Source organism: Streptomyces zagrosensis (assembly GCF_014203645.1).
Lineage (GTDB): Bacteria > Actinomycetota > Actinomycetes > Streptomycetales > Streptomycetaceae > Streptomyces > Streptomyces zagrosensis.
Genome location: NZ_JACHJL010000018.1, coordinates 141031 through 164287, shown reverse-complemented (window position 1 = coordinate 164287; position 23257 = coordinate 141031). Strand labels below are relative to the sequence as shown.

22 protein-coding genes and 1 pseudogene are annotated in these 23257 nt (G+C 68.0%); 11 read left to right on the top strand and 12 right to left on the bottom strand.

Annotated features, from left to right (window positions below):
- Positions 1–85: transposase (locus FHS42_RS39225; protein WP_184576871.1), on the top strand; the 85-nt coding region annotated here is incomplete at its 5' end.
- A 310-nt stretch (positions 86–395) separates the two neighbouring features.
- On the opposite strand, the gene FHS42_RS28085 is transcribed toward FHS42_RS39225, so the two are convergent.
- Positions 396–1001: an HD domain-containing protein gene (locus FHS42_RS28085; RefSeq protein WP_184576829.1), complete on the bottom strand. Its 606-nt coding sequence runs from the start codon at positions 999–1001 to the stop codon at positions 396–398.
- A gap of 155 nt (positions 1002–1156) precedes the next feature.
- On the bottom strand, positions 1157–2185 hold the full coding sequence (locus FHS42_RS28080; protein ID WP_184576826.1) for a saccharopine dehydrogenase family protein: 1029 nt from the start codon (positions 2183–2185) through the stop codon (positions 1157–1159).
- Positions 2186–2296: 111 nt separating this feature from the next.
- Here FHS42_RS28080 and FHS42_RS28075 point away from each other — a divergent pair, with 111 nt between their 5' ends.
- Positions 2297–3262 (top strand): helix-turn-helix domain-containing protein, encoded by a 966-nt coding sequence (locus tag FHS42_RS28075; RefSeq protein WP_184576824.1) that lies wholly within the window; start codon positions 2297–2299, stop codon positions 3260–3262.
- Between the two features lie 109 nt (positions 3263–3371).
- Positions 3372–3587 carry a hypothetical protein gene (locus FHS42_RS28070; protein WP_184576821.1) on the top strand — a complete coding sequence of 72 codons (216 nt, stop codon included), beginning with the start codon at positions 3372–3374 and terminating at the stop codon, positions 3585–3587.
- A 463-nt stretch (positions 3588–4050) separates the two neighbouring features.
- Here FHS42_RS28070 and FHS42_RS28065 read toward each other — a convergent pair whose 3' ends face one another.
- Both FHS42_RS28065 and FHS42_RS28060 read right to left on the bottom strand, forming a co-directional pair.
- Positions 4051–4254: a cold-shock protein gene (locus FHS42_RS28065; RefSeq protein ID WP_037751662.1), complete on the bottom strand. Its 204-nt coding sequence runs from the start codon at positions 4252–4254 to the stop codon at positions 4051–4053.
- A 178-nt stretch (positions 4255–4432) separates the two neighbouring features.
- Positions 4433–4618: a hypothetical protein gene (locus FHS42_RS28060; RefSeq protein ID WP_184576818.1), complete on the bottom strand. Its 186-nt coding sequence runs from the start codon at positions 4616–4618 to the stop codon at positions 4433–4435.
- A gap of 62 nt (positions 4619–4680) precedes the next feature.
- Between FHS42_RS28060 and FHS42_RS37575 the strand changes: the two are divergent.
- A pseudogene (locus FHS42_RS37575) lies at positions 4681–4848 on the top strand (MmyB family transcriptional regulator); the annotation flags it as partial.
- 111 nt (positions 4849–4959) lie between these two features.
- Here FHS42_RS37575 and FHS42_RS28050 read toward each other — a convergent pair.
- Positions 4960–5916: an Lrp/AsnC family transcriptional regulator gene (locus FHS42_RS28050; RefSeq protein WP_184576815.1), complete on the bottom strand. Its 957-nt coding sequence runs from the start codon at positions 5914–5916 to the stop codon at positions 4960–4962.
- Between the two features lie 195 nt (positions 5917–6111).
- Here FHS42_RS28050 and FHS42_RS28045 point away from each other — a divergent pair, with 195 nt between their 5' ends.
- Positions 6112–7119 carry an isopenicillin N synthase family dioxygenase gene (locus FHS42_RS28045; protein ID WP_184576813.1) on the top strand — a complete coding sequence of 336 codons (1008 nt, stop codon included), beginning with the start codon at positions 6112–6114 and terminating at the stop codon, positions 7117–7119.
- A 214-nt stretch (positions 7120–7333) separates the two neighbouring features.
- On the opposite strand, the gene FHS42_RS28040 is transcribed toward FHS42_RS28045, so the two are convergent.
- Complete coding sequence (locus tag FHS42_RS28040) at positions 7334–8194, bottom strand: efflux MFS transporter permease (RefSeq protein WP_184576810.1); 861 nt, start codon at positions 8192–8194, stop codon at positions 7334–7336.
- 117 nt (positions 8195–8311) lie between these two features.
- Between FHS42_RS28040 and FHS42_RS28035 the strand changes: the two genes are divergently transcribed.
- Positions 8312–9247: an alpha/beta hydrolase family protein gene (locus FHS42_RS28035; protein ID WP_184576808.1), complete on the top strand. Its 936-nt coding sequence runs from the start codon at positions 8312–8314 to the stop codon at positions 9245–9247.
- A 64-nt stretch (positions 9248–9311) separates the two neighbouring features.
- Here the strand turns inward: FHS42_RS28035 and FHS42_RS28030 are convergent, their stop codons facing one another.
- Positions 9312–9719 (bottom strand): hypothetical protein, encoded by a 408-nt coding sequence (locus FHS42_RS28030; RefSeq protein WP_221476950.1) that lies wholly within the window; start codon positions 9717–9719, stop codon positions 9312–9314.
- Between the two features lie 121 nt (positions 9720–9840).
- Between FHS42_RS28030 and FHS42_RS28025 the strand changes: the two genes are divergently transcribed.
- Entirely contained in the window at positions 9841–10443 is a 603-nt protein-coding gene (locus FHS42_RS28025; RefSeq protein ID WP_184576805.1) for an ArsR/SmtB family transcription factor, read from the top strand.
- 82 nt (positions 10444–10525) lie between these two features.
- Here FHS42_RS28025 and FHS42_RS28020 read toward each other — a convergent pair whose 3' ends face one another.
- A complete protein-coding gene (locus FHS42_RS28020) occupies positions 10526–11077 on the bottom strand; it encodes a YciI family protein (protein ID WP_184576802.1) in 552 nt (183 codons plus the stop codon).
- A 419-nt stretch (positions 11078–11496) separates the two neighbouring features.
- On the opposite strand from FHS42_RS28020, the gene FHS42_RS28015 reads away from it, so the two are divergent.
- Positions 11497–12435: a VOC family protein gene (locus FHS42_RS28015; RefSeq protein WP_184576865.1), complete on the top strand. Its 939-nt coding sequence runs from the start codon at positions 11497–11499 to the stop codon at positions 12433–12435.
- Between the two features lie 260 nt (positions 12436–12695).
- On the opposite strand, the gene FHS42_RS28010 is transcribed toward FHS42_RS28015, so the two are convergent.
- Positions 12696–13127 carry a MarR family winged helix-turn-helix transcriptional regulator gene (locus tag FHS42_RS28010; protein WP_184576799.1) on the bottom strand — a complete coding sequence of 144 codons (432 nt, stop codon included), beginning with the start codon at positions 13125–13127 and terminating at the stop codon, positions 12696–12698.
- Between the two features lie 136 nt (positions 13128–13263).
- Here FHS42_RS28010 and FHS42_RS28005 point away from each other — a divergent pair, with 136 nt between their 5' ends.
- Together FHS42_RS28005 and FHS42_RS28000 are read left to right on the top strand one after the other, a co-directional pair.
- Positions 13264–14649 carry an aldehyde dehydrogenase family protein gene (locus FHS42_RS28005; protein WP_184576796.1) on the top strand — a complete coding sequence of 462 codons (1386 nt, stop codon included), beginning with the start codon at positions 13264–13266 and terminating at the stop codon, positions 14647–14649.
- Positions 14650–14734: 85 nt separating this feature from the next.
- Complete coding sequence (locus FHS42_RS28000; RefSeq protein WP_246495506.1) at positions 14735–15223, top strand: hypothetical protein; 489 nt, start codon at positions 14735–14737, stop codon at positions 15221–15223.
- Between the two features lie 224 nt (positions 15224–15447).
- On the opposite strand, the gene FHS42_RS27995 is transcribed toward FHS42_RS28000, so the two are convergent.
- Positions 15448–16992 carry an isocitrate lyase/phosphoenolpyruvate mutase family protein gene (locus FHS42_RS27995; RefSeq protein ID WP_184576793.1) on the bottom strand — a complete coding sequence of 515 codons (1545 nt, stop codon included), beginning with the start codon at positions 16990–16992 and terminating at the stop codon, positions 15448–15450.
- A gap of 65 nt (positions 16993–17057) precedes the next feature.
- Between FHS42_RS27995 and FHS42_RS27990 the strand changes: the two genes are divergently transcribed.
- Complete coding sequence (locus FHS42_RS27990; protein ID WP_184576790.1) at positions 17058–17735, top strand: ArsR/SmtB family transcription factor; 678 nt, start codon at positions 17058–17060, stop codon at positions 17733–17735.
- Positions 17736–18147: 412 nt separating this feature from the next.
- Here the strand turns inward: FHS42_RS27990 and FHS42_RS27985 are convergent, their stop codons facing one another.
- Both FHS42_RS27985 and FHS42_RS27980 read right to left on the bottom strand, forming a co-directional pair.
- Positions 18148–19077 carry a PIG-L deacetylase family protein gene (locus FHS42_RS27985; protein ID WP_184576788.1) on the bottom strand — a complete coding sequence of 310 codons (930 nt, stop codon included), beginning with the start codon at positions 19075–19077 and terminating at the stop codon, positions 18148–18150.
- A gap of 181 nt (positions 19078–19258) precedes the next feature.
- Positions 19259–21271, bottom strand: coding sequence for a bifunctional serine/threonine-protein kinase/glutamate ABC transporter substrate-binding protein (locus FHS42_RS27980; protein ID WP_184576858.1), 2013 nt, complete (start codon positions 21269–21271; stop codon positions 19259–19261).
- Between the last annotated feature and the right edge of the window lie 1986 nt (positions 21272–23257).

The following is a 23257-nucleotide window of genomic DNA, read 5'->3' as shown; positions in this document are numbered from 1 at the left end:
CCCGTCCTACTTCGCCGCGTCATGCGGCGGCGCACCACTGAGCATCGTCAAGAACTACATCGAAAACCAGAAGCGACCGGCGTGACCGTCACCCCCAAGACGCAGAGATCTCCGGCGCTACGCGCCTCCAGACCAAGGATCGCATTCCCGCCCGGCCTAAAGGCCGGAATTCCCTGCGAAGATCAAGGGATGGACGACGACAATCGACCAGTACGTTGTTGATCCACCGGTCAAGGTCGGGCCAGGTTCGATGCGCAGTTCCTGGCAGTTCCTCGTACGAAACGTCACCGCGACAGTCCGGCGCGCTACACGTCCGTGTCCGCGACCAGGCGGCATCCACCGCGCTTGACGCCCCCTTACCGATGCCGCATGACAAGCCCTTGAACCCACCGGCCTCAGTTGTGGTCGAGCGGATTGGACGCAGTCCGTTCCGCCCACTTTCCCGCTACCAGCCCCGCCGCCGCGCACCCCGGCTTACGTTCCGCCTGGTTCTGGAACAGACGTACGAAGGACTCGGCAAAGCCAAGCCGCGGGTACGCCGCAACGAGCGCGTCCTTGAAAGCCGGGTCGAACGCTTCCAAACCGGTCCCAGAAACGTCCGCGCTGGTCCCCACCTGCAACAGACGACTCTCCATGTCCACGTCCGGAGCGACGTCGCCCCGCATGTGCAGCACGATCAGTTCAGCCGCGCGGTCGCGTCGCTCAGTCGGCCAGCCGAGACCGGCCGTGAAGACCCGGGCCAGGTGGCCACTGGCCTCTTCAAAGGGGAGCGTGTGACTGTCGAAGGGCGGAACGAGAGCTAGGTCGTGGAGCAACGCCGACACAAAGAACAGCTCACGGTCGAAGTCGAAGCCACGCGCCCTCGCCCAGGCCGCACCGAAGAAATACGACCGCACACAGTGGTGGTACAACGCCTCGTCAGCGTATTCCTCGCAGACCGAACGCGCCGCCTCCGCCGCCCGCCCCACCGGTACGCGCACCCCTGCAACCTCGGTCAACATCCGCCCACCTCCTCATTCGAACACCGTTCCGCTCTGCGCAGCTTAGCCGGGGCCGGGCTCCCACCTCGGTGCGCGTTGCCGGCCGCAGCACCAGGCGCAGCGGACAGCGGACCGTTGATGAGTGCTGCCGCACGCAGCACCGCAGCACCGGGTCGCTAGGGGCGCAGGTCAAGTGCGATGTGCGGGGAGAGCGCACGAAGGAAGTCGGGTGCGTCGAAGATGTGTCCTGCGGAGGCGACGCCGACCGCCTTGGTCCGTCCCGTGAGGATGCGCTCAACCGCTTCCACCACGAGCGGCGCGGTGACGGCGTAGATGTCCTGACCGTGGGCCACGGCGCGCCGTTCGGTTTGGCCCGAGCGTACGACGACATCGACAAGGAAGGTCTGAGCGGACCGCCCGCGTTCGTCAACCGCAGCCGGCGTCGGTGTGTCCGGGGCCGAGACGTCCCGGGCCGCGTTGGCCGTCATGTAGGTGCGCACTTCGGGGATGGGCAGGTGGCTGGGTACGGTCACGACGTCGGCCATCGTGAACTCCCCGATGACGGGCAGGGGCCCCATCGGGTCGGGAAAGGGCCACTCCAGCATGGGCGGTGCGTCGTAACGGTGCTCCAGGCGTCCGTTGGTGTAGCGGATACGCCGACCGTCTCGACGTTGCCGAGAGACCGCGCCCGCCGAGCGGGTCCCGGCGGTGGGGTGCCAACTGCTCAGTGCGTACGCGATGTGTGCCTCGTCGGCCACTGTCCAGTCACCCATCGCCGCGGTGACCAGCAGGTCGCCCAAGCCGCCGAAGAAGGCCATCGCCGGGACGATCACGGCTCCCCTGTCCCGCGCCCGGTCGGCGAAGTGCTCGAACGTGTCAACGCTGGCCTCGATCTCGGCCGCCACGTCCAGATACGGAATTCCGGCCCGCAAGGCCGCTTCGATCACGGGGGCAGCCGTCGTGGCGAACGGCCCGGCGCAGTTGATCACGGCCGCCGCTCCGACCAGCGCGCGGTCGAGCGAGGCCGGGTCGTCAACCGACGCCGGGCAGGCCTGCGACTCGGTTTCGTACGCCAGCGCCTTCAGCTTGTCGGCGTCGCGGCCGACGAGTACGGGGAGAAAACCACGCTCTCTCAGCTCCGCCGACACGAACCGCCCGGTGTGCCCGTACGCGCCGAACACCGCCACCATCTTGTGGGACCTCATGGGTTCTCCCCCGCTCTTGAACGATCTGCTGCGGTCTGTCATGAGCATCCTGGCGAAGATCGGCACCCCACCGTGATTGTCTGGAACGCCATGCCTCGTACAATTTCGGACATGACCACCGTCGCCCTGGCCGTCACCGATGGCATGCTGCATTTCGAATTGGCCCTGGCCTGCGAGGTGTTTGGGGCCGACATGACCGGCGCGGCGGACCCCTGGTACCGCTTCTCGGTCTGTGGTCCGAGCACCGTGTCGTTCGGCCGCTTCACCCTGGAGCCCGACTACGGACTCGACCACCTCCCGCACGCCGACACCGTGATCGTTCCGGGCTGGGCCGACGTGGACCAGGACCCATCGGCCGAGCTGATCGGGGCGGTGCGCGCGGCCCATGAGGCGGGCGCACGCGTGGCCTCCCTTTGCACGGGCGCCTTCGTGCTGGCCGCAGCCGGTCTGCTGGACGGCAAGTGCGCGACCACTCACTGGGCGCACGCGCGGGTGCTGGCCGAGCGCCACCCCTTGGTGACGGTGGACCCGGATGTCCTCTACGTGGACAGCGGCAGCGTGCTCACCTCCGCCGGCAAGGCCGCCGCCATGGACCTGTGCCTGCACCTCGTCCGCCTCGACCACGGCTCGTCGATCGCCAACACGATCGCCCGCCGCCTGGTCGTACCGCCGCACCGGGACGGCGGCCAGGCCCAGTTCGTGACCACCCCAGTCCCCGCCCCCGGCAACCACCCGCTCGCCGCACTCTTCCCCTGGGCACTCGAACGGCTGGACCATCCGCTCACCGTGGAGGATTTGGCCCGCCAGGCGCGGATGAGCTCACGCAACCTGGGCCGCCACTTCAGGTCAGTGACCGGCACCACCCCATTGCAATGGCTGCTCAGCCAACGTATCCGCCACGCCCAGGAGTTGTTGGAGACCACCGACGTCACCATCGACACCATCGCGGCGGCCACCGGCATGGGCACCGCCACGACGCTACGCCGACAGTTCAACCGGACGGTAGGCGTGCCGCCGGACACCTACCGGCGCACCTTCCGCTCGCGCGCCCGCTCCAACCGCCACGGGAGCCTGTGAGGTTGGCAAGCTGCGCGTGGATGCGTCGCACGAGTTCCCGGCCCTGCCACCTACACGTCGCAGTCCGACCAGGGGAAGTCGTGGAATTCACGAAAGGAACAGGTTAGCGATGCTGGCGTTGACTTCGACGCCGGCGGCATGCAGCGCCGGCACGCGGAAGGGCTGTACACGCTGCCCAAGCTCCGAGGGCCCCGTCATCCACGTCGTTCATGCCATCCACGTCGCCTCCGTCATCCACGTCATCCACGTCATCCACGTCATCTACGTGAATGTCGATGCCGAGCAGCGGAAGGTTTCCGGCGGAGAAGGTTTCGGCGTCGGCTAGATAGAGGTGGCCGTAAGGAAGGGCATGGCCGGCGCTGGGTGCCACGGCGAGCACCATCTCAGGCAGCAGGCCCGGTACTCCTCCTGGTCGATCGGGGTGACGATCGGGGTGACGTAGGAGACGGCCCGGTTGTCGTCGCAGGTGTCCTGCGAACCCGCCTCGTGGGTGACGGGCGTCTAAAGGTCTTGCAGCAGCCGAGCCCAGCCAGCGGAGTCGGTGAAGTCGGTCCGGATGACGGGAATGGCGTCTATGCAGGGCAGGCGTACGGGCCGTTGGTGGCGATTCATGCCATGGACCCTAAAGCCAGCCACTGACAGCCAGGCGCTGAAGTGGGCCTACGACGTCCGTAACCCCGATTGGCCCCTGTCACCGGTTTTCACCGGCTGGCGAGCGCTGTGCTCATTGCGGCGTCATACGAACTAGGGCCCGGAGCGTCTGCTCCGGGCCCTAGTGACACCCGAGCCTAGGCGGGGGTGATGTTCTCCGCCTGCGGGCCCTTCTGGCCCTGGGTGATGTCGAAGGTGACCGCTTGGCCTTCCTGCAGCTCGCGGAAGCCGGAGGCGTTGATGTTGGAGTAGTGCGCAAAGACGTCAGGTCCGCCGCCGTCTTGGGCGATGAAACCGAAACCCTTTTCGGCGTTGAACCACTTCACGGTTCCGCTAGCCATGCTGAGCCTTCCAGTCGATATCGAATCCGCACCGCGCGAATCCGGAGGTAGTCGCCCTGGTCCGGCACAGCACAGCAAAGCGCCCGCGCGAAAGCGCGGGCAGGCACTGCGAACCACGGCATCTGACAGCGACGCTACACCGCGAAACTGGCTCTCACCAGAGAGCAATAGACGCGATTCAGCGGTTGTACTCCTCATCGAACAAATCGCTCATCACTGCTGTGACAGTCCGGCGCGCGAACCCAACCGGCCACCAGGCACCGCGGTGCGTGCGACAGGGATACCAAAGGCGCCCATTGGTGCCCAAAAGCAGCAAGTCGGGGGTGACGGTCTGGCCGGCGTTGCGCTGGTGCAGCTCGGCCATGAGTTCGCTCTCGCCGCCGCGCAGCGCGCTCGGATGGGTGGCCGGGTCTCCCCGCTTTCGCGGCGAGTTGGCTGAATCATGACGTACGCCCCATATCAACGTTACGCAAGCGTCTGCGCCACTCCGAGCTGGTCGAGCTCGCCCTGGACTGCCACACCCTGCTGCTGCCCGGCACCGACGTGCGGCTGGTGCTCTCCACCGCGGAAGCGGGCAGCCCCAGCGCCGCCGCACTCGCTCGACTCGGCACCCGCAGCGCGTTGACCCAGCTCACCCCCGGTGGCGGAAGGCACCCAGCGGGATCAGTTCGGGGCCTGTTTCGGCTCCGCACCCAAGCGACGAGCTCAGGGAATGGTGGGCGCGAGACGCTTGATCTCCCGAAGAACGGGGGCCGTCTCGATGCTCTGGATGCCGGGGAGGGGGCCGATGCGTTGGTCGAGGTAGTCGTACAGCTCGTGGGCGTCCCGAAAGACGCCGCTGGCGACCAGGTTGGAGGTGCCCGTGACCGCCGCCGCGAAAGGGATTTCGGGGTGCGTGGCAAGGGTCTCCCCCACGGTCCGCAGATGTGCGGGAGCCACGCGCATCCACAGCCGGGTACTCATGTGGTAGCCGAGGAGTACGGGATCGAAGTCCACGGCGAAGCACAACGCGCCCTCGCCGCGTAGCCGTTCGAGGTGGCGCTGAACACTGGAGGGTGAGCGTCCGGTGGCCGCGCCGAGTTCGGGCAGGGTCGCGCGGCCGTCCGCGGCCAGCTCCGTGAAGAGGGTGCGGTCGGTGGCGTCCAGCTTCAGGGGCGGAGTGCGCGCGCCGGAATCCACCGCGCCAGCGCTCGTTGCCGGGAGTAGCCGGCTGCCGTGCCAGGTGCTGGTGGCCCCGGCGAAAATTCGCATCATGCAGTGCGCGCCAACGGAGAGCACGTGCGGCGTACGGGGCAGCTTGTGGAGCAGCAGCGCGTCGCGCTCGTCAGCGGTACGCGTGGTGACGGCGCAGTACAGCTCCGTACCGCCGGACGCGAGCGTGACCCAACTCGTGTCGGAGCGGCGGGCCAGAGCCTTGGCGATGGTCCCCGCGGCGTCGGGAGTGCAGTGCAGTCGCACCAGCCAGCGTGTGAGCCCAAGGCGTGCGGGGACAGGCTGGCCGACGATGCGTAGGCCCAGCGTACGCAGCCGCTGGTAGCGGCGCGCCACCGTGCGCTCGGAGACCTCCAGGCAGTGCGCGAGGTGGCTGAAGGGGGCCCGGCCATCGAGCTGTAGGAGATGCAGCAGGTGTTGGTCAGCTTCCCCTAAGGCGCTGGAATCCACCGCGTCAAGCCTTTCGTTTGCCGGATCGTACCGACCTGCAGGGTATGGCTTGGGGCCGCCACGGCAGAGCGCGGAAGGTGGTCGGGACGCGCCCAGTGCGGCAGCCGAACTCACCAGCACACGGTGGGACTTGCCCATGGTCGCCGCCCTGCACGCTGCGCACTGGCCCTGTTCGCACACCGAAGGAGAATCACCATGACCACCACACCACGGGAGCGCCGTCCCGTGACGGTCCTGGACGGATATGTCCCCGTCATCGATCTGTCCATGGCACGGCAGGAGGGAAGCCGGGCCGCCGTGGCCCAGGCCATCGGCCACGCCTGCGAGAATTCCGGCTTCTTCACCGTCGTCGGACACGGGGTGGGGCAGGACCTGATCGACCGTGTGTACGCGCTCACCAAGGAGTTCTTCGAACTCCCATCGAAGGAGAAGGCCAAGACCGTCAGCGGCCCCGGTACCGGCGGACTGCGGTACTCCGCAGGCAGCGCGGGTAAGAGCATGGGCCTGGACACGCCTCCCGACCTGTGCGAGATCTTCACCTCGAACGTCCTCGGCGACCGTGGCGCGGACCGCCAGGCGATGACCGGCGACGCTAGCGCGCCGTGGAGCCGAACCAATGTCTGGCCATCCACGCCGCAGGCGTTTGAGGAAACCTGGATTGCCTACGGACAGGCGATGGAGCGCCTCGGCGCGGAGCTGATGGGGCTGTTCGCCCTCGCTCTTGGACTCGACGCGCACTTCTTCGACGACAAGATCGACAAGCACATCTCCACGATCGTCGCCAACTACTACTACCCGCAGCTCACTCCCCCGCTGCCGGGTCAAATGCGCAAGGGCCCGCACACCGATTGGGGCAACCTGACCATTTTGTACCAGGACGAGATCGGCGGGCTCCAGGTTCGGCAGGAAGGGCAGGGGTGGCGTGATGTCCCCTACCTTCCGGGGAGTTTCGTCATCAACATCGGCGACATGATGGCCTTTTGGACGGGCGGGCACTGGGTTTCGACCCTGCATCGGGTGCTGAACCCGGTGGCGGGCCACACTGGTTCACGGCTGTCCCTCCCGTTCTTCTATCTGCCCAACCACGACGCGGTGATCGAGCCACTCCCCCGGTTCAGCGGCGCCGAGGCGGCGCAGGGTCGCACCTCAGCGACCACACCGGGGCACTGGTACCGGGAGAAAATGGCGGCCACCTACTCCTGAGCACCCGGCGCGGGCAGCCTGCTCCCGCCCCCGGACGGCCTTACGGGTGACCGGCCGCCGTATCCCTGGGGTCCCACAGCCCCGGGGAGTCACGGCGGCCGGTGCCGCGCCAAAGGCCCCCGTCTCGCCGCACACGGCCGCAGTGGGCCAGGGGCTGCACCATCGGCGGTCGGGAGGTGCAGCCCCCGGGAGGCCGCGGAGCGCTAGTTGTCGGTTACCTCATCAGGTGCCGCGAGCAACAGCCCGGCGGCGGCTGCGAGTACCCCGACCAGTGAGTAGAGGAAAGCGGTGCGGAAGCCTTCGACGCCCGTGGCGCCCATGGAGGCTCCCACCAGCACCGCGAGCCCAAGAGCGCCACCCAACTGATCCACCGAGCGCTGGACGCCTGCCGCAGTCCCCGCGTCGTTCTCGGTGACGCCGTGCAGCGCCGCGTTTTGCAAGGCAAGGAGGCCGATCCCCATTCCGGCGCGACGCCCACCATGCCCGGCAGTACATCGACGGCGTACGCCCCCTGGTCGGGAAGGCGAGCCAGCCAGGCAAGCCCCGCCGTCGTGAACGCCAGCCCCAGCATCGCGGTGTACTTCATTCCCAGCACGCCGATGAGCCGAGGCACCTGGGAGATGGCAAAGAACAGCGCCGCACAAAACGGGAGGAAGGCCAGCCCTGCCTGGAGCGGGCCGAACCCGATCACGTCCTGCATATACAGCGTGAGGAGCAAGAAGGCGGTGGACAGCGCCGCGCTCAGCAGTACGGTCACGGCGTTGGCGACAGCCCGGGTGCGGTGGGTGAAGAAGGAGAGCGGTACGAGCGGGCGCCGCGTGCGCGCCTCCACGACGACGAAGGCGACCAGCAGCAATACACCTGCTGCGACCGCCAAGGGCGCCGACTCCAGCACTCCGTACACCAGGCTGAGCGGGCCCGCCGTCAGCAGTGCGGCGCCCGGCAGATCGAGGCGCCCGATGTGCAGGCGTGGCCCATCGGCCGGCAGGAGCCTCGGCGTGCGCAGCACCACCGCCGCCGCGAGCGGCACGTTGATGCCGAAGATCCAGCGCCAGTGCAGCAGTTCGGTCAGCACGCCGGACAGTTCGTAGCGGCAGCAGCTCGATCGCCACGAGGTCTTTTCGGCGACGGTGAAAACGAGTAAACGAGCGCGGCCGGCATTGGCTGCACCGCTACGGGGATACCTGAACCCATGACGAGTGATGAAGCTGTGCGCGAGGTCACTTTTGCCAACGGTGCGATGACCCTGGCGGGCTCCGTGATGTATCCCCGCACGAGTGAGGCGCGCGTGCCTGGGGTGGTCCTCATCGGCGGGTCCGGTGCGGCAGATCGGCACAATGACGGCTACTTGCTGCCGGTTCGTCAGCGGCTCGTGGACGCAGGCCTTGCGGTGCTGGCCTATGACAAGCGTGGAGTCGGTTCCTCCACAGGAGACTGGCGCAAGGCAACGTTGGGGGACTTGGCGAAGGATGCGGCAGCCGCGCTGGAGTTCCTCTGCCGTCAGCCTGACGTGCACGCTGATGCGGTGGGGCTGTTCGGCCACAGCGAGGGCGGCTGGGTCGCCTTGCGGGCCGGCGCGGGGCGGGATGACCTGGCCTGGGTCATTACCAGCGGCTGCCCCGGCGTAAGTCCTGCCGAGCAGGAGCGGTACGAGTTGGCCAGCCTTCTTCACACAACGCACCCGAATCCGCCCCCGCAACAGGCCCTGGACGAGCGACTCGCCCTGTACGACAGCCTCGTCCGAGCCGGGCGACGCGGCGCTGACTTCGCGGAAGTGACACGACTCATTGAGTCCGCAGGGAACCCCTCGTGGGTAGCTGGCCTGTGGGGACGCATGGACGAGTGCCTGTGGGAATTACTCAAGCGCAAGCAGGACCACGACCCGATTCGTGACGCCCTGCGCCTGCGGTGCCGGCATCTGGCCGTCTTCGGGGCTGCCGATCCGGTCGTACCCGTCACCAAGAGCATTCGCACGTTCACCGCCGCGGTCGGCAGCGTCGATCGCCATCCCCTGGCGACACTGACCGTGGAGGTCTTCCCGGAAGCTGACCATCGCGTTCAGGTGAAGGGAGGGTCGCAGTTCGCTCCGGGCTATCTCAGCACTGTGGTGCGCTGGATCGAGGGCTGAGCCGTGCCGCAATCGCGGGGAACCACGATCGTCGATCTCGTCCTGCGGCTGGGCATCCAGCGAGTCAGGTATGGACAGCCACCTGCCGCACCACAGTCACCTGCGTCACAACCACCACTGGCGTCCGCAGCGCGACGACAGCGCACAATGCCGCCAAGGGCAGCTCCAGCGTGCAGGCCAGCACCAGCGAGAACACGACGTCGTGGCCCGCCGTCATGACGTCGAACCAGGCGTCAACCAGCAACAACACGGCCGTCGCCATCGACGCCAACGGCGCCCGATGGCCACCACGCCGCACCAGCACCGCCGACGTCAGCAGACCGACGATCTCCAACGCGTCGAAACCGACCCAGGCGACTCGCCAATGCTGCGCTGGATAGGAATCCGGCAGCGTCGTCCACAGCACCGCGAGCCACGGCACCAGCGCCAGGCCAGCGGCTAACAGCAGCCTTCCCACCAGGTCTTTTCGCATCTCAACCCCCCAATGTTCTAGCGCCCGCTGACGCCTCAACAACCAACGTAGCGATTGCAGAGATATTCTGCAAACAACCTCTGCGATGTCTACAGAGGGTCTCTGCAGTACGCTGGTCGGCATGGTCGAGCGCTCCGAGCAGAGAGTCCTCACCGGCCCGGACCTCAAAGCCTTCTACAAGGCACTGTCCAACCCGGTGCGCCGCGACATCCTGAGCTACCTCGGAGAGCACGGCGAAGCGAACTCCACCAGCGTCGCCAAGGCGCTCGGCGAAAGCACCGGCACCACCAGCTACCACCTGCGTAAACTCGCCGACCTGAAGTTGATCGCCGAGATCGCAGAGCGATCCACCGGCCGCGAACGCTGGTGGAAGTCGCTCATGACGGACATCTTCACGCCGCCGGGCTTGGAACTGGCGGCTGACGAACGCGAGGCCGCGGTGAAGATCGGTGCGCTCAAGATGACCAATGACCTGAACCTGGTCGTGAGCGCATATTCGGGGTACGACTCCTCCGGGGGCTGGAACCAGATTTACCGCTCCGGAATGCGGATGACGAAGGAACAAGTCGCCGCGTTCGTGGAGGAGTACCGCACGTTGCTGCTCAAGTACGCGAGCGAGCCAGGCGACCACCCACCCGGCTCACGACAGATGGCCGTACGCCTGGTAGTTGTGCCTGACGAAGGCCCCTGGCCCACGATGCCGACCGAGCCGGACGACGAGTAGCGCCGCGGCAGGGCAATGCAGGGCAATGCAGGGCAATAGAGCCCTGGTAGCGAGGTGAGCCAAGGGCCGCGACGCCCTCAGGTCATGACGGCCGCCCGCCGAACTGCCAGTTGTGTACCTCAATGTCGGCGTACCGATCCGGGCTCAGTATGGCGCGTGCCGCTTCCGGGTCCGGCGCCTGGACCAGCGCGGCCGTGCCTAGCCAGGCGGTGCCGTTGTCGCTCAGCAGTGGTCCGTAGGTGATCAGGTCGTTCCGGTCGGGCGGCGCCGCGAGGTCGGCGGCAAGCCCTGCGCCGAGGCCGAGCACCAGATACCGGGGGCCACCGATCCGGCCGCCGGGGAAGTCCCACATGGTGCGCCCCAGCGTGTTGCGCCACCGGCGCAGCAACACGTCCCGAAACACGCCCGCCTGGTAGTTCGGCTCGTCCAAGGCGAACGCGCGGGCCGCGGCGAGGTCAGGCAGATCGACAATGTGCAGGCTGCCGGTGGGCGTGTCGCCATCGCTGGTGAGGGTCGGGCCCCGGGCAATCATCTCCTTCGCGTACCGGTCCATATAGGACCAGTGCTCTTCCAGTAGTTCGTCGCGCAGCGCTGTGGAGCCGGGCCGATCGCGGTGGTAGCAGAAAAACTCCATACCCGTAGGGTCTCTTCGACGAGGTAACCAGGTCGAGGGGGTTTCGCTTTCCGCATCGCGGCCCCATTTCGCTCTTCTTACCCTGGCGCGAGCTAGTGGTGTCGCAGGGCAAGGATGGCCCGTGCGCTGATGAGCGCGGCGTCGCGGATGGTCGCCAACGGCACTCTCTGCCTCGCCACCCTCCGGTTCAGCAGGCATACCACCGCAAATCCCACCGTAGGGCGCTGAGTTGCTCCGCCCTCACTCGAAGGACGTCGGAAACGGCTGGCGGCCGGCTACCGACCACGCGGATCGGGCTGGCCTGTTACGTCCTCACCTCGCCAAGGCTGACGGTGGTACTCGTGTATGGGCCGGTCGGTCCATTGCCCGGCCGCTGCGAGCACAAAGTGGTGCCCGTGCTCCGTCAACCGGGAGGAACGTTGGCCTCAACGCATCTCACGCATCTACGCCATGTCGATCTGGCGGTGCCTGAGCACGATAGACAGCTCGCCTTCTACACCGACATCTGGGGGCTGACCCGTACGGTCGGCGATACGGGCATATCTTTTTTGGCAGCACAAGGGTCGCCTGAACAGTTCGTAGTGAGGCTGCGCAAGGCCCCCGAGAAGCGGCTGGATCTGCTCGCTTTCGGTATCGCCGCGCGTGAGGACGTCGACGCTCTCGCCGAGCGGCTGGCAGCCGATGAGGTGCGGCTAGTGAGTGAGCCCGATGTGTTGTCCACCCCGGGCGGCGGTTACGGTTTCCGCTTTTTCGACGTGGACGGTCGCACCGTGGAGGTCTCCTCCAATGTCACGCCGCGCGAGCATCGGCGAATCGAGGCCGCGGAATCCATACCGGTGCGCCTGTCACATGTGGTGCTCAACTCGCCCGATATCGCGGTTACCACGGCGTGGTATCAGCAGCACCTTGGCTTTCGGCTCACCGACACCATGCACTCACCGCAGGACGGCGACCTGATGCACTTCCTGCGGATCAATCCGCAGCATCACTCCCTTGCGTTTTCGAAAGGGCCGCACACCTCTTTGCACCATGCCTCCTTTGAGCTCCGGGGCCTGGACGAGTATCTGCGAGCCTCCGGGCGGGCCATCCGATCGGGTGCCACCAAACTCTGGGGGCCCGGTCGGCATAAGGCGGGCGACAATGCCTTTACCTATTTCCTGGACCCGCACGGCAACACCGTGGAATACACCACCGAGATGGAGCAGGTGGACGAGGACACTTGGCACCCCCACATCTATGACGCCTCCCAGGCGGATGTGACCGACCAATGGGGCACGGCGAATCCGTGGGATGAACAGGTGGCCAAAGAGTCAATTAATGACCCTGACCACGGATGCTTCATCGCTCCCCCGCTATGAAGCCCAGCGTTCACGCGCCTGAACAGACCACCGGCCTGGGGAGAGTCGCTATGGCTCGGAGTCGTGACGTGGGCGCGGGCGGTTGAGCAGCAGGTCGGCGGCGTAGACGCGAACCTCGACTCGGCTCTACAGGGCCGGCATCGCACCCTTTCGACATGTCCTCGTTTACGCAGTCGCCCGGCCAGCGCGACTGAGGCCAAGGCGCCGGCTACTTAGCGCGAGCGCTGCCGTTGTCGGTGGTGGTGCCCGTGGGCGGTGGCTCAGCGGTGGCTGAGTAGGTCGCCCAGCCGGCCCAGCAAGGGCAGCAGGTCCGCGCGTTCCTGCGGGGTGAGTGCTTCGAGGGCGGCGTGCACCGTGTACATCTCGGCCCGCAGGCGGGACGCCAGTGCGGTGCCTTCCGGTGTGCGGCTGGCCATCTTGCTTCGACGGTCGTCAGGAGACGGTGCGCGGCGGACCAGTCCGCGGGCCTCCATGCGGGCGATCAGGCCCGTGGCGTTGGAGGCGTCGCACACCAGGTGCTCGGCCACCGCGCGCATGGGCATCGGCTCGTTCAGCGCAATGAGAACGCGCGCTTGGGACGTGCTCAGGCCGTGCCGGGCAGCGGCTGCGGCGAGGTCGTCGTAGTGGCCCCTGACCACCAGGGCCAGCGGCTCCAGCAGGTCGGCCGCCGAGAAGGGCTCAGGGTGGGTCATAAGGTCCCATTCACTTGACATCATCAATATTTGGCGTTTACATGTTTCTCATTGATTGAGCATATCAAGTAATGGGGCGATCGCGCCGCTGAGCCCGACACCTGCACGCCGCCGCAGCGCCACAGAAGGAACATTCATGAGCCTGCCCGCCGCCACCCGTACCCCCAGCACCTCCAACAACGCCAGTAACCCCAGCAACCCCAGTGCGAGCGCCGCGCCCGAGTCTCCCGCCGAGATCGTCGCCCGGTTGCGCGCCACCTTCCGTACGGGGCGTACGGCACCGCTGTCCTGGCGCACCGGGCAGCTCCGCGCGCTGCGGGCCCTGCTGAGCGAGCACGGTGCCGATCTCGCTGAGGCCCTCCACGCCGACCTGGGCAAGAGCCGCACCGAGGCGTACCGCTCCGAGATTGACTTCACCCTCCGCGAGATCGACCACACCCTCGAACACCTCACTCAGTGGCTACGGCCCGAGCCCGTGCCCGTACCGGCCTCGTTGGGTCAGGCGAGCGCGTGGACGGTCTATGACCCGCTCGGTGTGATGCTCGTGATCGCGCCGTGGAACTACCCCGCTCAGCTACTCCTCGCCCCCATGGTCGGCGCCCTTGCGTCCGGCAACTGCGTGGTCGTCAAGCCCAGCGAGCTGGCCCCCGCCACCTCGGCCATCCTGGCCAGGTTGCTGCCTGCCTTCTTGGACACCGAGGCCGTTGCCGTGGTCGAAGGTGCCGTACCGGAGACCACCGCCCTGCTGGCAGAGCGTTTCGACCACATCTTCTACACCGGCAACGGCACCGTGGGCCGCATCGTGATGACCGCCGCTGCCCAGCACCTCACCCCGGTCACGCTCGAACTCGGGGGCAAGTCCCCCGCGTACGTCGACCGGGGCATCGATGTGGAGGCCGCTGCCGCGCGGCTGGCCGCAGGCAAGTTCCAAAACGCCGGGCAGACCTGCGTTGCCCCCGATTATGTGCTGGCCGACCCACAGACGGCGAAGGCGCTGGAAGGCGCGCTGACCAAGGCCATCGAGGCGCTGTACGGGGACGATCCGGCGCACTCCCCCGAGTACGGGCGCATCATCAACGAGCGACACTTCGACCGGCTCACGGCCCTGCTCGGCTCCGGCCGCACGGTGGTCGGCGGCGCGCATGACCGCGCGGCGAAGTACATCGCGCCCACCGTGCTCGCCGACGTCGCTCCCGACGCGCCCGTGATGCGCGAGGAGATTTTCGGGCCCGTGCTGCCCATCATCGAGGTCGCCGGGCTCGACGAGGCCATCCGCTTTATCAACGACCGGGACAAACCCCTGGCCCTGTATGCCTTCACCGACTCGCAAACCACCCGGGAACGGCTGGCCTCCGAGACCTCTTCCGGCGCCCTGGGACTCGGTCTGCCGCTGGCCCACCTGGCCGTCTCCGACCTGCCGTTCGGCGGTGTCGGCGAGAGCGGCATGGGCAGCTACCACGGCCGGTACTCGATCGAGACGTTCAGCCACCGCAAGGCCGTACTCGACAAACCACTCGGGTGACCAAATCGGGTGACCAAAGGCGAAGAGCCACCCAGCAGATGCTCACATGGTGAGCGCTCACGGGGGGAGTTGAGAGACTCCCGCCATGGGATCTTGGGCAACCTTGGGGCCGGCGCTGCTGTCTTTGGCGGGTGTCGCGCTCGGCGCGGGCGGATCGCTCTTTGGCCAGTACATGGTGTCGCGAGCGAGCACTCGGCAGCTTGAGGTACAGGAGTCGGCCGCGCATCGTGCGGAGCTCAAGCACGTGATCCTGAAGTTCTTGAGTATCGCGGCGCAGGTGGAGAAGGTGGCGTTCAGGCGTCAGCCCAGTGGCGAGACCGCGACCCATCCCGTACTCGACCAACTCGTCGATGACCTGTGGCTTGCGCAGGCGGAGATCGACCTGGCTGCCAGAAGCGAGCCCCTACGAGGTGCTACGTACCGCTATGCGGCGCGCCTTGCTGAGGCCGCCCGAGGCGAGACGGCCGACGCGTCGGCGCTGCGCGCGCCACAGGTGCAGTTCATGGACGCCGCGTACGACGACCTGTGGCCGGGACAGCGACGAAGCGTAGGACAAGCTCCGCCGGTTCCTTAGCTTGGGCTGTTACGCGGCGGGCGAGGGGCGGCCTGATGTCTCGGCGTGGTGGTGCGGCGCCTTGCGGCGATGGGTCGATTCGGCGCGGTCAGCGACCATCTGCGGCTGGAGCGCGACCACGGCTCCGGTGAGTACACCGTCGATACGAGCTCACTGTCGTTATCCTGCCGGCCGAAAACCGTTCGGGCCCCTGCGAGAGGCGTTCGCGCGAGCCTCCCGCTGTGCTACCTCGGTCCCCGTCTCGCTGTCGCCAGTTGCTGCACCTCAGCGTAGGAGGGGGCCGTCAGGTCCGCCGACTGGCCGTCTCGGATGGCCGTCGCGGTGGCAACGGCCGTCTCCAGGGCCCTGCGGTAGAGCAGCGAGCCGAGGCTTACCCTGCGCACACCCAGCGCGGCCAGCTCACGCAGGGCGGGGCCGGCCGGCGTGTACAGGATGTTCAACGGCACGAGGAGGGTGGCCGTCAACTCGGCGATCTTGTCCGGGTCCGAAAGGCCGGGCACGAACACCCCGTCCGCGCCCGCCTGTTCGTAGATCGCGAGGCGGGTCGCGGTCTGTTCCTGCTGGCGGCCCCACCAGTGGGTGTCGGTGCGTGCGTTCACGAACAGCGCTGGCACTGCCGCCTTGACGGCGGCGATCTTCGCCGCGTGCAGTTCCGCAGGGGCCAACGTGCCGTCAGGGCGGCCGTCTTCCAGGTTGACGCCCGCCGCGCCCGCGTCGTACAGCGCTCGGGCCAGCTCGGCCACCTCCTTCGGGTCGTCGCTGAAGCCGCCTTCGGCGTCAACGGTGAACAGGAAGGAGCCCTGTGCGAGCCGGCGGGACAGCGCCAAGGTCGCCTCGGCGGTGACGGCCGACCCGTCCGGCAGGCCGGCGGCGGCAGCCACCCCCAAGCTGGTGGTGCCGATGGCGGCGAACCCCTGCGCCGCCAGGGCGGCAGCGGAGGCGTAGTCCCAGGCATTGGGCAGCAGCAAGGGGGCTGCGGCCTGATCGTGCAGCCGAGCGAAGGGGGTCAGTGGGCGCTGAAGCAGACCGCCGGCCAGGGCGAGGGCATGGGCGCGACCGGGGCAGACGCGAGGTGGGGCGCCGAAGGCGAGGGGGACCGGGTGCGTGAGCTGGGCGGTCGCAAGATCGAGGAGCACCACGTCGCCTTCGGCGATCCCCCGGCCGGCGAGCTCGGTGGCCCTGACGGCGATGCGACGCATGGTCCGAGCAGGGGGATGCTCCCGCAGTACCCGGGCCAGTGGTCGATCGCCGCAGTCGGCTGCGGCCTCGACCAGCGCAGCCGTCGCCTCACACGCCTGCACCAGCAGCCCGATGCGGTTGGCCACCACCTCCAATGCGGCGTCATCCGCCGGCTCCGGCGCCAGTTGCCGCACCAGTTGGGCCACCGCCGCGTCCGCACCCGCGTCCGCGCCGCCCAAGTAGGCCCCGGCCACCACGATCACGGCCTCAGCGACCGCCCCGGGCGCCGGCATTCCCAGGGCCTGGGCGAGGCTGCGCACCACCCGTGTCCGGAGCTCCCCCGCGCGCCCTACCGCTGCCGCCTGCCACAGTGCGGCAGGCTCCAGCCGAGCCAGTTCAGCCTCGACCACGGCCCGCCGACGCCGGTGTGACTCCCCGGAGCTGAACCGGCACACCGTGGCACGCAGCCAGCCGATACTGGCCCCGACCGGGCCGTCGCCCGCAGTAGGCAACTCGGGGACAAGCGCCGGGTCGGCCAGCGCCGACAGCACGTCCACGTACCGGTCGAACGTATGCATCGTGTGCGTCATGGCCCTGACGATAGGGCCGTAACAGTTCGGCGCTGCCCGAACCATCTCTGCGGCATCATGACCCCATGCCCCCGCTCGCCGAGACCGCCAGCCTGCTTGCCGACCGCACCCGGGCCGCCTTCTGCCAGGTTCTCCTCGACGGCCGTGCCTGGACCGCGGGCGAGCTCGCCCGGCACGCCAAGGTCCAGCCCTCCACCGCCAGCGAGCAGCTCTCCCGCCTCGTCAAGGGCGGGCTGTTGACCGAGGAACGCCAGGGCCGACACCGCTATGTCCGGCTGGCCGGCCCGGAGGCGGCTGCCCTGATCGAGGCCGTCGCCGCATACGCCCCCGACTCCCCTCGTCCGCAAAACCTACGCCAATCGGTACGACTCAACGCCGAGGCCAGGGCCCGCACCTGCTACGACCACCTCGCGGGCCAGTTGGGCGTGGCCCTGGCCGACGCGATGATCACCCGAGGACTGGTCGCCGATGACTCCGGGCTCGCCGTCACCCCGGCGGGCCGAGCCTGGTTGGCCGATGCCCTGGGCTATCAGCGGCCTGCGGGCGCCCGACGCCCCTTGGTGCGAAGCTGCCTGGATTGGACAGAACGCCGCCCTCATCTGGCCGGAGTGCTGGGCGCGACCCTGTGCGCGACCGCGCTGGAGCGGCAGTGGGTGCAGCGGGTGGGCTCCGGGCGCGCCGTGAAGGTGACGTCGATGGGGGTGCAGGCGTTCGAGGAACTGCTGGGAGCGAAGGTCAGCTAGTGCCTGCGCCGCAGACTCGTCGCTTGTTCGGGTACGACTGCTGCTGGCGATGTGGCGGTGCCTCGTCGTGGTCCGAGGTTGGAGCCGTCGTTGCTGTCGGTTCTTTAGCGTGTGGCGGGGAAACGTTATGCCCGTAGGGCGTCATCCACCGGATGCGGCGCGAACGAGATCGCTGTGGCGCCGTGGTGAGTTGGCGCCGTCCGCGGGCCGCAAGCGGAAGTCATCGCGCTTTGTGACCTGCACATTTGGCCTGCCGGACGCGAGGTGCGCCACAACGTCTACGGCCCGGAGTCGTCGGAGCGCTGGCTGCTGGTCAAGTGGCACCCACCCGTGAGAGCGAGTCGGTGCAGTTCCGGCTGCCGCACCTGCCACCACAACTCACTCGTACTGATACGAACCCGCCCACGCGCTCCTACTTCCCCCGACCAGCCTTGTAGTGGGAAGGCAGCTCGTACACGAACTCCCGCGGGTCGTTGTATGCCTCCTCCAGCATGGTGGGCACACTGTGGTAACCGGCGGTGTAGAGGTTCCGGCTCGGGTCCCACGTGTTGTACGCGAGAATCGCGGCCCGCTTCTTCTTCATGTGCGCGGGCGGGATGTGGACCACGTAATCCGCGCCGCGGTCGCGCTGGTCGCGGCTGAACGCCTCGTAGGTGTAGATGTGGTTGAACCGGACGTCCTTCAGCTCACCGTTCTTCATGAGGAAGTACGCGGCGTCACTGCACGCCTTGTGCGTGGCGTTCGTGGGCCACTGCGGGTTGGTCGTGTCGAGCCATCCCGCGGTGAACTTGTGCGAGGCGCCCGGATACCGCTCGGCGAGCTCACGCACCTTGCCCCTGATCTTGTTGACGAAGGCCGTGTACTCGCTGGGCGTGCCGTAAGCGTCGTCGGGGAGCTTGAAGTTGATGACCTTGTCAACGCCGATGGCCTTGGCCGACAGCATGAACTCCGACGTACGGCCCGAGACCACCTCAGGCGTGCCCTGCTTCGTCTGCCACCCCAGCTCGTGGTAGTGGTTCGGGGCCGAGCACTTCTCTCCCAGATAGGTGCACGGGAACGCGTTGAGGTTTTCCGCTATGCCTCCGTTTTCGCCCTTGGACACCAGGACCAGGTAGACCGGTCTCCCGGCGGCCTTGTGCTCCAGGATGGTGCCGGCCATCCCGATCGCCTCGTCGTCCTGGTGCGGCGAGTAGAAGATCGCGGGGGCCGTCGCCGCAGCGGCGCTGGACGTACCCAAAGATCCGTGGAGCGCGACGCCCGCGGCTGTCAGGCCGGCGGCGGTCAGTACCGACCTCCGGGAGAGACCGGCTGAGACGGCATCATCGTGATGAGGGGCGGACATGCGGCGGCTCCTGGTTTCGTCGTACGCTGCGCCCGCCCAGTCGCGCACGAGAGACCGGGCGGGCGCAGCGGCTGTGTGTGTCGTCACGCTCCCAGGACTCGCTCACGTCCCGCTCACGTCCCGCTGACGTCGCCTCGCAGACGGCACCGAGCGGCGCGGACGGCACGAGCGGCGCGGACGGCTATGACGCCAGCAAGGGCACGTTTTTCTGTACGGCCTGGTCCCAGGCGCCATCGGTCGTCATGTTCGTCAGCGCCTTTTCCACCTTCCCCTTGAGCGGGCTGTCCTTGGGCAGGCCCACCCCGTACGGCTCGTCGCTCAGCTTGAGGCCCGCCAGCCGGAAGGCGCCCGGCTGCTGGGCGGCGTATCCGGCGAGGATCGCGTCATCGGTGGTGACCGCGTCAACCTTGCCGTCGCTCAGCGCGTCGATGCATTTTGCATAGGAGTCGTACTCCACGAGCTGGGCCTGTGGCGCGATCTGGGACTTGAGGCGGGCGGCTGGGGACGAGCCGGCGGCCGAGCAGACCTTCTTCCCGTTCAGATCCGATGGCCCGTGCACCGAGGTGTTGTCGGCGGCCAGCAGCACATCTTGGTGTGCGGTGAGGTAGGGGCCCGCGAAGTCAATCTGCTGCGAGCGGCTCGCGTTGATGGTGTACGTGGCCACGACGAAATCGGCTTTGTGACCAGCCAGCACGCTCTCACGGTTGCTGCTGTGCACTTCCTTCCACGTGATGTCGGCGTCCTTGATGCCGAGCGAGCGGGCGATGTATTTCGCTACGTCTATGTCGAGCCCGGCGTAGCTGCCGTCCAATTGCCGCAAGCCCAGTCCTGGCTGGTCGGCCTTGACTCCGATGGTGATCTTTTCGCCGTTCCCGGTCTCGGTGCCTGCATGGGCGGGTGATTCGGCGCCGGGCGCCGTGGGGGTGGCCGTGGAGTCGCTGCCCTGCGAGGGGCGGTCGCTGGCGTTGTCTGAACCGCCATCGGGAAGCAGAACCCATATCAAGGCCCCCGCCAGCGCCGCCGCGCCGACCCCGGAGGCGTACAGCCAGATCCGTTTGGTCCGCGGGGCGGGCTGTGGGGGCGCAGTGGCCTGTAGTGGCGCGGAGTAGGGGGTGGGTGTGGGCGGCGGGTAGGAGGGCGCGGGGAGGCGCGGGGCGACCTCCGGTGGGGCCAGGTGGTAGGAGTCCGGGGCTGCGGCGGACGACGGGGAGTGGGGGCCAGGCGCTGCGAGCGGGGCGACGCCGGGCGACGGCGCGGGGGAGTCGGGAGCTGCGGCCGGGGCGGCGCGCGGGGCCGGGGCCGTGCTGGTCGGCTCGGCACTGGCCGACTCGGCACTGGCCGACTCGGCACTGGCCGACTCGGCGGATGCGGGCTTGTGTGCCTCGGCCGCCACCGCCGCCAAGAGCCGGTCGAGGGCTGTGGCGTCGGGCCGCGCCCCCGGGTCGCGGGAGAGCAACGCCTGGAGCGGCGTGGTGAGTGTTCCCGCAGTGCGGGGCGGGGGGACGTCCTCGCCGACGATGGCCGCGAGGGTGGCGAGCGTGTTGGCGCGGCGCATGGGGTGGCGCCCCTCCACCGCCACGTACAGCATCATGCCGAGTGACCACAGGTCAGCCGCCGCGTCACCGTCCTGCCCCGCGGCACGCTCGGGCGCCATGTACTCGGGGGTGCCGATCATGGAGCCGGCGGCCGTGAGCATGGTGGAGCCCTGAATGGCGGCGATGCCGAAGTCGGTGAGGACCGGATGGCCATCGGGGCGGATGAGGACGTTGGCGGGTTTGACGTCCCGGTGCTGAATGCCGGCCGCGTGCACGGCGACCAGCCCAGCCAACACCCCGCGGCCCAGGGCCGCCGCATCGACCGGTGCGAGGGGCCCACGGGCCAGGCGGTCTTGGACGTTCTCACCGGCGATGAGTTCCATGACCAGCCAGGGGTACGCGTGCTCGGCACCATCCACGATGTGATAGATCGTCACCACATGGGGATGGCTGATGCGGGCCAAGGCGCGGGCCTCACGCAGTACGCGCGCGCGGAGCTGCTGGGCGCCAGCCGGATCGGCCTCGGCGAGTGCGGGGTCGGGCGGGCGCACCTCCTTGAGTGCCACATCCCGATCCAGCGCCAGGTCCCTAGCACGCCACACCGTGCCCATGCCGCCACCGCCGAGCCGTTCGACCAGTTGGAACCGGCCGTCGATCACGCGCCCCACGCGTCCCCCTCACCCTCGCGCCGCCCGCATCTGTGCGGCGGCCCGCGGCCTCCCGACCCCGCCATGCCTGACTTTGCCACAAGGACGCGGCAGGCGAGCGGCCAGGCGGCACGAACACCGAGTAGCAGGCGCTGGTTTGGTGTGGCGGAGTGATGGGCGTGTGGGGCGGCGCGTTGGGACCCGGTCGGCGTGTGGCACAGGCAACTACCCGCACATACCGACCATTCCGCTAACGCAGTTCTGCTACTCAGCGCAAAACCAGCCGATCGGTGGCGAGTTGTTTTGGATGGACAGCTGCAAGGCGATGGACGACTTCCGGCACAAGCACCGACACGGCTCGATCTGTTGGTGTCCCCCGCCCGCGACTTTGGGCAGGTCTAAACCTCTTGGCGATTTCTCCACCACGTTCGCCGTCCGATCATTTCGCTGGCCAACGATGGCGTGATCGACGGGTTCACCTCGGGGCACTCCCGCGCCTTGGCCTGGGAGGTCGTGCTCGTTGTCTCAGGGCTAGCCGCACGCACCATGAACACGGTCGTGGGATACGGGACGCCCATCACCTTCTCGCTCTCTTCACGCTCTGCTGACCGTGGAGCCGACACCGGTGACCGGCGACGTCATGAACGACCTGAACATCACAGGGCAGGCTCCGGGCTCGACGAGCGGGACCCATCGGGCTACCGAGACGCGGCGCCACGACCGTTACGCGAGGCTGTGTGGTTGGTGGTGACGGCGAGGCTCGGGGCGGCAGTTGGCGGCGGGGTCCTCCTTCTTGCCTTCCCGCACCTTCCGAACCATCGCGCCTGTGCTCATCGGCGTCGCCGTGCTCCTCACGGCGCTACCACCACGCCTCGACCCCATCCTCCTCAGCCGACAACTCACCACGCTGCACCGCGGGTTCGTCCCGCCGATCGCTGCGATGTTCCCTACTCGCGTGCACGCGGAAACTTCGGAGCGGGCAAGAAATCCTGCTGTTCTCGTCCATGAGCATCCTTATACGCGAGCCGCTTCAGCAGGTGAACGGGTTGAGAACCTTACGAGGCCGACAAGGCCGGGCCAGCGCTGCCACACCGACCGTCCAATGGAAATCGACCCCGACACTCGGTCGCCCGGCCAACTCAACTCCCGAAAGATGTGGGCGGTTGATTCCTTAACCGGCTCGCCAGCTAGATATTTTCCGTGCCACGCCTGACGAATATTGCTTCAGCGCCCCAATGCCGATCATTCAGTCAACGCTATAGCCATTGTCTTGTATATGCACTGCGGATTAGCCACACTTAATCCCTCTTTCCATATCCGTCGCCGCCCATGACACCCGCTTCCTCCTCGATGTCGAGTCGTCGAGTCCGGCGACGTCCCTGGGCATTTCTCGAACCGCTGCCGGGCCGGCGCGTTCGGGGCATGCTCGGCAACGCCGACCGGGTGGCCGGCGGTCGCCAGCGTCCGCGACAGACGAGGGCGAGCCGTCGCGTGCATCTCAACCCCACGGCCCTGCGATGAGACGTGTGCTTTCTCACCGCACGCGCACTCACTTCCGTGCGCGTGGGTCGCCCATGACGGGCCGGTGTGCGGCGTTCCGGTTCGCGCGCGTACCGCTTGCCCGGACAGCGACGCCCATGCGCGAGGGGCGGCACCGGACTACGACCGGGCGCTTTGTTCCCCTCCGCCTTTGCCCCCAAACCACCGCGCCCGCGCCGCGTTACGGCTGCTGGGGGCGCTCCTCGGGGTCGCGGACCGGTTGCAGGGAATGATGTTTGCTCGGGGCCGGGCGCGGCGATATAGCCGCTCACGGCGAGGATCAGTTCGCCGAGACCGTGTCCAGGCACCGCCGCCCAGTACGGGACGCTCGCTCTTCGGCGCGCGGCGGTGGTTGATCGGCGAGCGACCTGGAAGGTGGCAGGTGCATGATCGTGGCCGTGCTTCCCGCCGGGCGCGTGGGCCGTCATAGGGCGCGACATCAGGCGCGTAGCCCGGTCC

What these genes read in the sequence shown, in the direction of transcription:
- FHS42_RS27985 (WP_184576788.1), bottom strand. Translation starts at nt 19,077, where the DNA reads ATGTCCGCCCCTCATCACGATGATGCCGTCTCAGCCGGTCTCTCCCGG.
- FHS42_RS28030 (WP_221476950.1), bottom strand. Translation starts at nt 9,719, where the DNA reads ATGCGAAAAGACCTGGTGGGAAGGCTGCTGTTAGCCGCTGGCCTGGCG.
- FHS42_RS28070 (WP_184576821.1), top strand. Translation starts at nt 3,372, where the DNA reads ATGCTGGCGTTGACTTCGACGCCGGCGGCATGCAGCGCCGGCACGCGG.
- FHS42_RS27990 (WP_184576790.1), top strand. Translation starts at nt 17,058, where the DNA reads ATGCCCCCGCTCGCCGAGACCGCCAGCCTGCTTGCCGACCGCACCCGG.
- FHS42_RS28025 (WP_184576805.1), top strand. Translation starts at nt 9,841, where the DNA reads ATGGTCGAGCGCTCCGAGCAGAGAGTCCTCACCGGCCCGGACCTCAAA.
- FHS42_RS28080 (WP_184576826.1), bottom strand. Translation starts at nt 2,185, where the DNA reads ATGAGGTCCCACAAGATGGTGGCGGTGTTCGGCGCGTACGGGCACACC.
- FHS42_RS28065 (WP_037751662.1), bottom strand. Translation starts at nt 4,254, where the DNA reads ATGGCTAGCGGAACCGTGAAGTGGTTCAACGCCGAAAAGGGTTTCGGT.
- FHS42_RS28010 (WP_184576799.1), bottom strand. Translation starts at nt 13,127, where the DNA reads ATGACCCACCCTGAGCCCTTCTCGGCGGCCGACCTGCTGGAGCCGCTG.
- FHS42_RS28020 (WP_184576802.1), bottom strand. Translation starts at nt 11,077, where the DNA reads ATGGAGTTTTTCTGCTACCACCGCGATCGGCCCGGCTCCACAGCGCTG.
- FHS42_RS28060 (WP_184576818.1), bottom strand. Translation starts at nt 4,618, where the DNA reads ATGGCCGAGCTGCACCAGCGCAACGCCGGCCAGACCGTCACCCCCGAC.
- FHS42_RS28005 (WP_184576796.1), top strand. Translation starts at nt 13,264, where the DNA reads ATGAGCCTGCCCGCCGCCACCCGTACCCCCAGCACCTCCAACAACGCC.
- FHS42_RS28085 (WP_184576829.1), bottom strand. Translation starts at nt 1,001, where the DNA reads ATGTTGACCGAGGTTGCAGGGGTGCGCGTACCGGTGGGGCGGGCGGCG.
- FHS42_RS28075 (WP_184576824.1), top strand. Translation starts at nt 2,297, where the DNA reads ATGACCACCGTCGCCCTGGCCGTCACCGATGGCATGCTGCATTTCGAA.
- FHS42_RS27995 (WP_184576793.1), bottom strand. Translation starts at nt 16,992, where the DNA reads ATGACGCACACGATGCATACGTTCGACCGGTACGTGGACGTGCTGTCG.
- FHS42_RS28000 (WP_246495506.1), top strand. Translation starts at nt 14,735, where the DNA reads ATGGGATCTTGGGCAACCTTGGGGCCGGCGCTGCTGTCTTTGGCGGGT.
- FHS42_RS28035 (WP_184576808.1), top strand. Translation starts at nt 8,312, where the DNA reads ATGACGAGTGATGAAGCTGTGCGCGAGGTCACTTTTGCCAACGGTGCG.
- FHS42_RS28045 (WP_184576813.1), top strand. Translation starts at nt 6,112, where the DNA reads ATGACCACCACACCACGGGAGCGCCGTCCCGTGACGGTCCTGGACGGA.